Genomic DNA, 11828 nt, shown 5'->3' on the forward strand with positions numbered 1-11828 from the left:
GCCCGAACTTCGTAACGCGCCGGAATGTAGACCGTGGGCCGCTAACAAAAAATAAACGGGACGCATTGCCTACCGAGTGGCGGCTGAATCGTGGGTGTGGAGCGCCCGCGTGGGGGACGGGCTGAGGTCTCCCTGGGTCTATTTGGACACGGGTCCCACCGTGATCCTGGCCGCTTTCAGCTTGGCCAGCCAGCGGGTGTATTCCTCGCGTTCCATAGTCAGGGTGATCGGGCCAGGCAACACCCTGTTGGCGCGGCACTTTCCCGGTTCGCAGTCGGGAAACCAGGTGGGATTCTGGGCTTTGCGGCCCTTCAGGGGTATGGACCAGCCCACTAGATTGTCCCGCACCGTGATGTTAAAAAAGGTCTTCCTAGCCTTGTCGCCGCTCGCGTCCCACACGTATAGACCTACGTTTTGGGCCGGGATGGGCGCTCCGCTGGGCAGATAGCCGCTTGAAATTACACGGTTGTAATAGACCTCGATGTCGTGACCGGCGGACACAGCGATGCCATTGTTCGAGGTACTCACGACCTGGTTTCGGTAGACCAGAATGTAGCCTACCGCCTCGGCCACGGTCTTGGCACTGCCATCGCCTGCGTTGATGCCGCCGCCAGCGTAAGTGCTGACCCGAGGGTTGATGGCATACGCCCCCTGGATGTAGTTGTCGTGGATCTTGATCCGGCTACTGGGCACCCCGCTGGACAGGTACATGTTGATATTTTCCTCGGGCCGGCTCTTGCCGGGATCGTTGATTACCTGGTTCCAGGCGATTTCTGCGCCGCTGATCTTCCTGACCGCGTTGAACTGCACGAACTGCACCAGGCGATATTCCTTGTCCGAGTAGCGGCCCTTGCCCACGCTGTAGCGCCCGTCAATGTTGCGGACCTTGTTGCGCAAAATCTTGACGGTTTCCCCCAGTTTTGCACTGCCCTTGTAGGCCCGCAGATAGATCCCCGAGGTGCCGATCAGCTCGTTGTTCTCCACCACGATATTCTTGAATTCCTCGGCGGCCAGGAAGCGGCCAGGATAGCGGTACTCCTTGAGAGGCCGGTCTGGATTGAGGGCCACGCCCCTGGTATTGCGGACCGTCAGATTGGCGCTGCGGAACGCGGTGTAGATCAGCGTTCCCTTGCTCTGGATATTGGAATTCTCGATGATGACCTTCTGGCTGGTGGTCACGGTCACCGCCGGAACTTTGGGGTCCAGACTCTGCCAATTGCCCCGGTAGGTGCCGCCCTTGCTAATCACGATAGGCTTGCTGTACCGGATCGTCTGCGCCCCGCCCACAGAAGCGGCGGCGAAAAAACAGCACATCACGAGAGCGAGGAAACGAAAACCCAGAAGCATGAGGCCACACTATAGGTCGGCTGGATGGGCTGTGTGGCTCAGGTGCTGGCCGGGGGCACCGGTGTGGGCGGCTGATCACCCCCATCTGGGGGCCATAACCACTCCGCAGGAGATAGGAATGACTTTGGAGCATCTGTCAAAAGAGTGGTCTGCTCTTGACCGACTGGGCGGGCAAGCGTCTCCATGGGCATCTGTTCATGACGACCGTCTGTTCTGCTCAGGACAGTGAATGAATGTTGCCGGGCATCTGGGATTGGTACAGCTCCGTAGGAGAGAATGGAAACCTTCAGTTGTCTTTTTCTCTGATGCCGTTATCCGGACAGTACTCTAAAAAGCCGTGTCTAGCGCCTCCAGCGCTGCCTCCGCGTCCGTAATTCCCGCCTGCGCCATGTCCGGGCGGCCCCCGCCCTTGCCGCCGCCCGCCGCCGCCAGCCTGCCCACCAGTTGCCCGGCGTGTGCCCCGCGTGCCACGGCGTCCTTGGTGGCCTTGACCACCAAACCCTTCTCACCAGCGACGACGACCACATCCGCCCCACTCTGGTCCAGCAGCTTGTCGGCAGCGCCGCGCAGTTCGTTACCCTCAATGCCTGCCAGTTTCAGGGACGCCACCTTGAAGCCGCCCAGCTCGCGCACCGGGGGGGCCGCGCCGCTGCCCCCGCCCATCTGCGCCTCGGCCAGTTGGCGGCGCACCGCAACCGTTTCCTTCTCGGCGGCCCTGAGCTGCGCCTGCAAGCCAGACACGCGGCCCTCCAGACCGTCGGGATTGGTGTTGAGCATGGCAGAAACGCGCGCCGTTCCCTGGAGGCGTTCGCGCAGCCAGTCGGTGGCCGCCTCGCCCGCCAGCGCCTCGACGCGGCGGACTCCGGCGGCCACATTCTCGTCCCCCAGGATCACAAACGCGCCGATGTCCCCGGTCCGCTTGACGTGCGCCCCGCCGCACAGTTCCATGCTCGCCACGGCCTGCCCCCCGTAGGACACGTTGCCGCCCACACTGACCACCCGCACGGTGTCGCCGTACTTCTCGCCAAACAGCGCGGTTGCCCCTGCCGCCCGCGCCTGGGCAATCGGCATTTCCTGCCACGTCACCGGGAAGTTGGCACTGACCCAGCGCGACACCAGCCGCTCCACGCCCGCAATTTCATCCGCCGTCATGGCCGCGCCGTGTGAGAAGTCAAAGCGCAGGCGGTCTGGGGCCACCAGTGATCCGGCCTGCCGCACCCCCGAACCCAACACGGCCCGCAACGCCGCATGCAAAAGGTGGGTGGCGGTGTGGTGCCGCTGCGTCGCCTGCCGCTCCCCGGACACCACGCCGCGCACGCTCTGTCCGGGTTTCAGTTCGCCGGACTCAATCGCCACGTCATGCAGGAACACGCCGCCGGGGGTCTTGCGGGTGTCGCGGACCACGCCTGCGCCCCTTCCACCATCAACACTGTCCCATTCCAGGCGTCCGGTGTCGCCCACCTCGCCGCCGCCCTCGGCGTAAAACGGCGTGCGGGACAGCACCACCGTCGCCTCGTCCCCCGCGCCCAGGTGTTCCAGACGTTCGCCCGCCACCAGCAGGGCCAGCACCTCGCCGTCAGCCTCCAGGTAGTCATAGCCGACAAATTCAGTAGGCGACAGGTCTTCCAGCGCCTCCTGCGCCCCGAACAGTTCGGACTTGCCGTACTTGCTGCCCGCCCGCGCGATGTTCTGGGCGTTTTCCAGGCTCTCGGCATATCCGGCCTCGTCCACGCTGACGCCGTATTCCTCGGCAATTTCCTTGGTCAGATCAACAGCAACGCCGTGAGTATCAGAAAGCTTGAATGCAGTTTCGCCCAGCAATCTAGGTTCCAGAGATGATAAGGCGTCAGCAATACTTCTTCCCAAATTAGTTGTGATCGGGGAAATGCCTTTTATAGTATCCGCCGATATTTGATCCTGTAAGCGGCGAAACTCCTCAGCTATTCCGCTTGATTGAATCTTTTTAATATAATCTGCTATCTCTTTATTGTTCTCGCGGATTTTTTCCAAGCTTTCAAATTGTTGGGAGGAGAGACTCAAGTTTTCAAGCTGCTTAAATGCGCCATAATTTAGTTCTTTTTCGAGACGTTTGATGCTTTCGGATAATGGCTCACTGCTACCTTGAATTGCCTTGCTTAGATTAATGTTGGATAGATTTATTTGTTCAAAAAGCTTACGCAAGTTCTTGGTAGATGACGCAATTGATGTATTGAGAGTTTCGGAAATTGATTTTTCCACGAGAGGCATTCCGTCCTCCAGCGTCCTCAAAAACCGTTCTTCCTCGCTCCTGATCGTCGCCTCCACCCGTGCCTGCTCCGTCCGCAGCTCGGGGTAGGCGTCGCCCATACTGCTCACCACCAGCGGGACCAGCTTGTACAGCGTCGGCTCGCGCAGGCCCAGCAGATAGGCGTGACGGCTGGCGCGGCGCAGAATCTTGCGGATCACGTAGCCGCGCCCGGTGTTGCCCGGCGCGGAGCCATCCGCAATCACCATGCTCACGCTGCGGACATGTTCGGCTACCACGCGGTGCGAGACGTTCTGCGGCCCCTCGTAGGGCTGCCCGCTCAGCTCCGCGACTTTAGCGATAATCGGCCCGAACACGTCGTTGCTATAGAAGTCGTACACGTCCTGGACGACGGTGGCAATGCGCTCCAAGCTCATGCCGGTGTCAATGTTTTTGAAGGGCAGGTCTACCAATGTGGGCGTGCCGTCCGGCTGCGGTTCCTGGCGGTCAAACTGCGGAAAGACGTTGTTCCACAGCTCTAAAAAGCGCGCACTCTCGCAGGTTTCGGCGTACTCGGCCCAGGTGTCGTCGCCGTACTTCGGCCCCCGGTCATAGAAGATCTCGCTGCACGGCCCACACGGTCCATTCGGGCCTTCCTTGGGTGCGTCGGCGGGCCAGAAGTTCTCGTCGGCCCCGAAGCGCAGCAGATGGTCTTCGGGCAGGCCAATGTCCTTCGTCCAGATGTCGAAGGCTTCCTCGTCGTCCTCGTAGATCGTGACATAGACCTTGGATTTGTCCAGGCCCATCCACTCTGGGCCAGTCAGGAACTCCCATGACCAGGTCAGCGACTCGCGTTTGAAGTAGTCGCCGAAGCTGAAATTCCCCAGCATTTCCAGCAGCGAGCAGTGCCGTAGGGTGCGCCCCACGTTCTCGATGTCGCCGACGCGCAGGCATTTCTGGGCGGTGGTCACGCGCTTGTTCGCGCCCTGCTCGAAGCGGGCAGGCGCGCCCATGAACTGCGCCTTGAAGGGCTGCATGCCCGCCACGGTAAACAGCGTGGTGGGATCGGGGGCCACCGTGCTGGCGCTGGGCAGGCGCAGATGGCCCTTGCTCTCAAAGAAACTCAGGAATTTCTCGCGGATCTCGGCGGTGGACAGCGGGGAGGATGGAGCAGTCATGCGGGCGAGTTTAGCGCGGGGACCGGGAGCGAAAAGGACGCAGGAGCCGGTGCGTGGGCTGCGGGGAGAGGCGGAAGTGCTGCGCCGCCACCTCACCTCGCGTCAGTCAGGGTCAGCACGCTGAGGCATGTTCTGGCAAGGGTTCTCGCTGCTGGCGCTGGCCCTCGCGCTTTGGCCCTCGCGCTTGTCCCCGTGCTGGCCCGACGCGCCTAGCAGACCCGTTGGCCTGGAGCGGGGGTTACTGGAACGGCTGACGATGCCCTTCTACAGTCCGGCCTCCACGACAGCTCAGATTCTGGCGGACCCACTCCTTGCTGAAGTGAAGGACAGACGGCACTTTTCTGGCAGTTCTGGGATTGATCAGACCGGATGCGCCCGTTCCCGTCCCCCTTGCTCCACCGCTCCGCCGCACTTCTCAGCCCGCCCACCCGTATGCTGGGAGGCGTGAAGCTCGCTCCCTACATTGACCACACCCTGCTGAAAGCCACCGCGACGCCCGCTGAGATTTTCAGACTGTGCCAGGAAGCCCGCCAGAACGCCTTTTACGCCGTGTGCGTCAATCCCGTGTACGTCGCGCAGGCCCGCGCCGAGCTGGAAGGTAGCGGGGTCAAGGTCGCCACCGTCTGCGGCTTTCCACTGGGGGCCGTGACCTCCGGGCAGAAGGCGGTGGAAGCCCGCCTGAGCGCCGAAGACGGCGCGGACGAGGTGGACATGGTCATACACATCGGTGCGGCGCTGGCCGGGGACTGGGAGACCGTGCAGGCCGACGTGCGCGCGGTGCGGCAGGCCATACCGGGGCAGGTGCTGAAGGTGATCATCGAAACCTGCTACTTGGACGACCAGCAAAAGCGCGGCGCGACCGAAGCCGCTGTTGCAGGCGGTGCGGATTTTGTGAAGACCAGCACCGGCTTTGGCACCGGGGGCGCGACGCTGGACGACGTGCGCCTGATGCGCGAGGTGATCGCGGGCCGCGCGAAGATCAAGGCGGCGGGCGGCGTCCGCAGCGCCGAGGAGGCCCACGCCATGATCGAGGCCGGGGCGGACCGCCTGGGCACCTCGGGCGGCGTGGCGCTGGTGGCGGGCGAGCGCAGCGGTGAGGGCTACTGATGCCCGCTCAGGCCCCCGAGGTCGTCCTCGCCTCCGGCAGCCCAAGACGGCGCGAACTCCTCACCCTGCTGGGCGTGACCTTCCGCGTGCAGATCAGCGGTGAGGACGAGGACAGCGCCGAGACGGACCCGCACAGGCTGGCCGCCGAATTGGCCGCCCTCAAGGGCCGCAGCGTGGCCGCCCTCAATCCCGGCGCGCTGGTGATCGCTGCCGATACGGTGGTGGCGGTGGACGGAGTGCTACTCGCCAAACCCACCGACGCCGCCCAGAACGCTGACTTCCTGCGCCAGCTCTCGGGCCGCACGCACGGGGTGTTTACCGGCGTTTCCGTGTTCATGGGTGGCCATGAGCGAACCGAAGTGGCCCGTACCGACGTCACCTTCCGCACCCTGTCCGACACAGAGATCGACCACTACGCCCAGTCCGGCGAGGGGCTGGACAAGGCGGGCGGCTACGGCGTGCAGGGGCTGGGGCAGGCGCTGGTGTCGCGCATCGACGGCGAATTCTCGAACGTGGTGGGCTTTCCGATGTCGCTGGTGATTGGGTTGCTGCGCGCCCACGGCGTGCCGGTCTGGGGCGCGGTCCAGGAGGCGGCTCCGGCGTGACGGGCGGGCGTCAGTTGGGGCTGGTCTTTGCCGGGCTGCTGCTGCTCAGCATGGTCCTGACCCGGTTTCAGGTGGTGCCGCCCACAGCGCTGCGCTCGGTGACTGCGCCAGTGTCGCAGGTGGGCGTGGTGGTGGCCGACAACCTGCGCCGCGCCGTGACCACCGTCGCCGTGCAGCGTGACCTGCGCGCCGAGGTCAGCCAGCTCCAGCAGGAAAACGACGTGCTGCGCCAGCGCAACGAACTGCTCATGCGGGAGGCCAGCCGCCTGAAACAACTGGAGGTCATCACCCGCACGCAGGCCCCCAACGCGGTGGGTATCGCGCAGGTGATCGCGGTGGACCCCAGCCCGCTGCTGTCGCGCCTGACCCTGAACCGGGGCACGCGCGACGGCGTGCGGGTGCGGATGCCGGTCACAGTGCCGGGCGGGCTGGTGGGGCAGGTCACGGGGGTCAGCGCCCGGCAGGCCACAGTGGTTTCGCTGGTGGACCCCGAAAGCACCGTGGGGGTCACCTTGCAGGGCGGCGGCGGCGGGCGCGGGCTGGCCCACGGCGTGCCCCCGAACCGCCTGCGCGCCGAGTTCGCCCGCAGCGTGCCGATCAAGGCGGGCGACGTGCTGGTCACGTCCAGCCTGGGCGGCGTGTACCCGGTGGGCGTGCGGGTGGGCAAGGTGGAGCGGGTGTTGCCGCTGGGGCCGAACGACGTGAACCGCTCGGTGATCGTGCGGCCCGCCGTGGACCTGGGTGTGGTGGAAGACGTCGTCATTCTGGAGGGCCTGTAATGCTGGGTAGGCGGGGGCTGGGCAATAGGGGAGTGGGCGGTGGACGCTTGAATGGCAGTGGCCTGGGCCGGGGCGGCCTGGGGCCGCGCGCCAGCCTGCCGCAGCGCGGGCCAGCGCGGGTCTTGCGGGCGGTGGTCTACGCCGCGCTCCTGATCGCCGTTCAGGGGGTGCTGTCGCGCCTGGCCGACTCGCTGGGGCTGGCCGCCCCGGACCTGTTCCTGCTGACCGCCGTGGCGCTGGCGTGGCGCATGGTCCCGGCCTGGGCGCTGGTGGCCGCCTACGGCGTGGGGCTGGGGCAGGACCTGCTGGGGGGCGGCGTGCTGGGCCTGCACGCGGCGGGACTGGCCGGGGCGGCGCTGCTGGCGCTGCTAATCCGCCGTTACGTGGCCGATTCCGGCCCGGTCCAGATCGTGCTGAGCGTGGTGATTGCGGTGGCGGGCGAATGGCTGACCTTTGCGGCGCTGGCCTACTGGTTGCGCTCGGACCTGATCACGGTCAGTCTGTTGCTGGACACGGTTCCTGCCCTCCTGCTGGGAACACTGCTGGCCTATCCGCTGTGGGAATGGGCCGTACGCTGGGGCATCGGCCCGCGCCCCGGCCCCCAGGAGAAACTGGCGTGAGGAGGGAGCAGCTTGTGCTTGTGGGCGACGTGATGTGGAGCACTGGTTTTGATCGCTCAGCGGTGTCCCCATGAGCCGTGCCGAGAATCCCCTGCACCGCCCTGATCGGCAGCACGAGCGGCTGAAACGTGAGCGTAGGCGGGCCGCTCCCAGGGCCGACAAATCCGGCGGCAGCCGGGCTGGGGCCATCGGGAACGGCGCTGGAAGGGTGGGCTGGGTGGCCCTGGCTTTCAGCCTGGGGCTGCTGGGCCTGGGGGCGCGGCTGTACGCCTTGCAGGTCACGCAGCACGGCCAGTACGCGGTGCAGTCGGCCAGCAACTTTCAGCGCGACGAGGTGATCCGTGCCCTGCGCGGCGAGGTCCGCACCCGCGACGGCCTGCTGCTGGCCACCAACCGCCTGGCCGTGGATCTGGTCTACACCGGGCGCAGGGCGGCGGAGCGGGGCGAGGCCATTGCCGCCTGGGACAAGATCGTGTACCTGGCCGGAATCAAGCCCACTGCCCTGAAGGACGGCCAGCCGCGCGAACCGGATTTCAGGCAGGAGACCGAGACCGTGCTGGCCCGCAACGTGGCGCAGGAGCGCCTGGCCGCCCTCTACGAGTACACCGTGTTGATTCCCAGCCTGGAACTGCGCGAGCGCGTCGAGCGCATCTATCCCGAGGGCAAGATGGCCTCCCACCTGCTGGGCTACGTGCAGGAGGCCAATGACCGCCAGGTCAAAGACGACGGCTACACGGTGGGCGATCTGGTGGGCCGCTCCGGGCTGGAGTACAGCCTGCAAAAGACGTTGGAGGGCAAGAACGGCGTGCTGCGGCGCGAGGTCACCGCGACGGGCCGTCCCCTGACCGAGCGCGTGATCGATCCCGGCCAGCGCGGCCAGGACGTCATTCTGACCATCGACAGCCGCCTGCAACGCGCCGCCGAGAACGCCCTGCGCCAGGGGCTGGCCGACGTCAACGAGGGCCGCAAGAAGTACGGCATGCCCCCCGAACCCTTCACGCGCGGCGCGGTGATCGCCATCGATCCGCGCACCAACCAGGTGCTGGCGATGGCCTCCAGCCCGTCCTACGATCCCAACTGGTTCTCGCGGGTGCCCAGCCCGGACCCGGCGGCCAAGAACTGGGCGATTGACCCGAACCGCAAGAACGCCGCGCTGGACGCCGTGACCAGCAACCGCGCGGTGCAGGCGTACAACCCCGGCAGCGTCTTCAAGATCGCCACCACGCTGATGTATGTGGAGCGCTGGGGCAACTTCTCGCTGTCCTGCGCGCCGACATACTATTTTGGGCGGGCGCGCTTCAACAACTGGTCCCACACCAATCTGGGCGTGGTGGACGGGCGCAAGGCGATTGCCTTCTCGTGCAACCCGTGGTACTACGACTCGGCGGTGCGGGCTACGCCGGGGGTATACTCGCGCCAGCTCAAATCGCGCCTGACCGAGCTGGGTTTTGGCCGCCCCACCGGCCTGGAAATCGTGGGCGAGAAGACCGGCACCCTCACTGACATCAACGATTACGGCACCCCCGAAAATCCGTGGTATCCGGGATCGGGCCTGAACATGAGCATCGGCCAGGGCGACGTGCTGGTCACACCCGCGCAACTGATCAAGGTGCTGTCCACTGTGATCAATGAGGGCCAGGAGCGCCCGCTGACGGTGGTTCAGGCGGAGGGCGGCAAGGCCCCCGCACGCCCCGCGCCCACCAGCGCCATCCGGAATGGCAACACCGAGGTCTTCAAGTTCGTCAAGGAGGGCATGAACTGGACGACGGCCATCCGGGGCGGCACGGCCAGCACCAAACTGGGCACCAGCCTCTTCCCGGTGGTCACGGCGGGCAAGACCGGCACCGCCGAGAACGGCATCAGCGCCCGCCCCGATCAGGGCTACGCCTACACCCACGCGTGGTATGAGGGCTACGGCCCGGTGGGGGACCCGACGTTCGCGGTGGTGTCCTTCTTCCAGAATGGCGGCGAGGGCTACGGCCCCGGCATCAACGCGGTCAAGCGCATGTTCGCCGCGCGCTGGTGCGTCAAGCTGGATGACAGACTCAGCGCCCTGCCGCTGGCAGATCAGCAGCCCTGCCTGGGCGAGCTGGACCACATGCGCGAGGTCTACCGGATTCGCGCCGAGCGGGAAGCGGCGGGGCAGCCGTAAAGAAGACCGGCCCCCGCAAGAAAACGCCCTAACCCCGCAGCAGTTTCACGGCTCTGACCACGTCCTGCGGCGTGACCGCCTCGCCGGGGCAGGCGCGGCAGCCGCTGGCATACTGTTCGAGCATCTGGTCGCCCGCTGCGTCCAGGGCGCTGCGGACGCCCGAGAGCTGGATCAGGATGTCGTGGCAGTCACGTCCCTCCTCAATCATGCGTTGCAGGCCGCGCACCTGGCCCTCGATGCGGCGCAGGCGCTTCAGGACTCTGTGGTCGGTCTCGGTCACGGCGATCTGGGTCACGGCGGTCTGGGTCAGGGTGGGCTGGTGCTCGGCGGCGTTTGGGGTCACGGTGCTCCTTTGAATCTCTTGTGAATCTCTTGACTTTATACCCCCCCTGGGTATACTGTCAAGCTCTAAGGGGAGGTGCGCCATGTATTTCAAGCGCTTCTACGACACCGATCTGGCGCAGGCGTCCTATCTGCTGGGCTGCCAGAAGACCGGCGAATGTCTGGTGATCGATCCGATGCGCGACGTCCAGATTTACCTGGATGAGGCCGGGGCGCAGCGCCTGAGGATCACCCACGTCACCGAGACGCACATCCACGCCGATTACCTGTCGGGGGCGCGCGAACTGGCCGCCGTGAGCGGGGCGCGGCTGCTCCTCTCGGCAGAGGGCGGGGCGGACTGGCAGTACGGGTTCGGGCATCAGCCCCTGCGCCACGGCGACACTTTTAAAATCGGCAACATCAAGATCGGGGTCCGGCACACGCCCGGCCACACCCCGGAAAGCCTCTCCTTGCTGGTCACGGACCTGCCGCGCGGTGATCTGCCGGTCATGCTGCTGACCGGCGACTTTGTCTTCGTGGGCGACGTGGGCCGCCCGGACCTGCTGGACACCGTGGCGGGCGGCACCGACACCCGCTTTGCGGGCGCGCGGCAGATGTTCGCCTCGCTGCGCGAACAATTCCTGAGCCTGCCGGACCACGTTCAGGTGTGGCCCGCGCACGGGTCTGGCAGCGCCTGCGGCAAGGCGCTGGGCGCAGTCCCCAGCACCACCGTGGGCTATGAGCGGGCGCTGGCGTGGTGGTCTTCCCCGGTGCAGCGCGGCGACGAGGCGGCCTTCACCGGCGAGCTGCTGAACGGCCAGCCCGACGCGCCGTCGTATTACGCCCGGATGAAGCGGCAGAACAGGGATGGCCCGGCAGTGCTGGGCAACCTGAAGCCGTTACCGGAGCTGAACGCTGCGGAGGTCCTTGCGCGGCTGGCAGACGGCGCACGCCTGATCGACACCCGCCCGCGTGCCGAATATCAGCGGGCCGCGCCCACGGGCAGCCTGCACCTGCCGGACGGCAACACCCTGGAAACCTGGGCGGGCTGGCTGCTGGACCCGGAACGCGAATACATGGTGCTGGTCCCTGCCGAACGGGCCGGGGCACTGCGCCGCCGCCTGTGGATGGTGGGGGTGGACCGCGTGACCGGGTTTGTTGAATCTGCCGACGGCCTGCCTGCCGAGTCGGCCCAGCCGTTCCCCGCCGCCGAACTCGGGCAACATGCCGCCGCCCTGATTCTGGACGTCCGCAGCCAGAGCGAACACGCGCAGGGGGCGATTCCCGGCAGCCGCCAGCTCCACGCGGGCCGCCTGCCCCGCTCTCTGGATGACCTGCCGCGTGACCGCGAGATCGTCGTCCACTGCCAGAGTGGAGCGCGCAGCGCCGCCGCCGCCAGCCTGCTGCGCGCCGAGGGCTTCAAGGTGTCCGAACTGGCCGGAGGCTATGAGGCGTGGGTGGCACAGGGACAGACCACACCGGCCCAGTAGCGCCA

9 protein-coding genes are annotated in these 11828 nt (G+C 66.1%); 6 read left to right on the forward strand and 3 right to left on the reverse strand.

The features are described from left to right. Positions 1-138: 138 nt before the first annotated feature. Positions 139-1347: a hypothetical protein gene (locus Q322_RS24390; protein WP_156952860.1), complete on the reverse strand. Its 1209-nt coding sequence runs from the start codon at positions 1345-1347 to the stop codon at positions 139-141. 327 nt (positions 1348-1674) lie between these two features. Continuing rightward, complete coding sequence (locus Q322_RS24395) at positions 1675-4749, reverse strand: alanine--tRNA ligase-related protein (RefSeq protein ID WP_029476071.1); 3075 nt, start codon at positions 4747-4749, stop codon at positions 1675-1677. A 444-nt stretch (positions 4750-5193) separates the two neighbouring features. On the opposite strand from Q322_RS24395, the gene deoC reads away from it, so the two are divergent. From deoC to Q322_RS0103760, 5 genes are all read left to right on the forward strand, one after another. After that, positions 5194-5856, forward strand: coding sequence for a deoxyribose-phosphate aldolase (gene deoC / locus Q322_RS0103740; protein ID WP_156952861.1), 663 nt, complete (start codon positions 5194-5196; stop codon positions 5854-5856). Next, the gene (locus tag Q322_RS0103745) at positions 5856-6461 is read left to right on the forward strand and encodes a Maf family nucleotide pyrophosphatase (protein WP_029476074.1); all 606 of its coding nucleotides are present in this window, start codon (positions 5856-5858) and stop codon (positions 6459-6461) included. Before deoC ends, Q322_RS0103745 begins: the two co-directional genes overlap by 1 nt. Then, entirely contained in the window at positions 6458-7240 is a 783-nt protein-coding gene (gene mreC / locus Q322_RS0103750; protein WP_029476076.1) for a rod shape-determining protein MreC, read from the forward strand. Before Q322_RS0103745 ends, mreC begins: the two co-directional genes overlap by 4 nt. Then, positions 7240-7860, forward strand: coding sequence for a Rod shape-determining protein MreD (locus Q322_RS0103755; protein WP_245593125.1), 621 nt, complete (start codon positions 7240-7242; stop codon positions 7858-7860). The genes mreC and Q322_RS0103755 overlap by 1 nt, the downstream gene beginning before the upstream one ends. Before the next feature lie 70 nt (positions 7861-7930). Further along, a complete protein-coding gene (locus tag Q322_RS0103760) occupies positions 7931-10012 on the forward strand; it encodes a penicillin-binding transpeptidase domain-containing protein (RefSeq protein ID WP_051668114.1) in 2082 nt (693 codons plus the stop codon). Between the two features lie 28 nt (positions 10013-10040). Here the strand turns inward: Q322_RS0103760 and Q322_RS0103765 are convergent, their stop codons facing one another. Next, complete coding sequence (locus Q322_RS0103765) at positions 10041-10355, reverse strand: metal-sensitive transcriptional regulator (protein WP_245593126.1); 315 nt, start codon at positions 10353-10355, stop codon at positions 10041-10043. Between the two features lie 82 nt (positions 10356-10437). Between Q322_RS0103765 and Q322_RS0103770 the strand changes: the two genes are divergently transcribed. Further along, positions 10438-11823: an MBL fold metallo-hydrolase gene (locus Q322_RS0103770; RefSeq protein ID WP_029476083.1), complete on the forward strand. Its 1386-nt coding sequence runs from the start codon at positions 10438-10440 to the stop codon at positions 11821-11823. The last annotated feature ends 5 nt before the right edge of the window (positions 11824-11828 follow it).

The organism is Deinococcus frigens DSM 12807 (genome assembly GCF_000701425.1).
Taxonomy (GTDB): Bacteria; Deinococcota; Deinococci; order Deinococcales; family Deinococcaceae; genus Deinococcus; species Deinococcus frigens.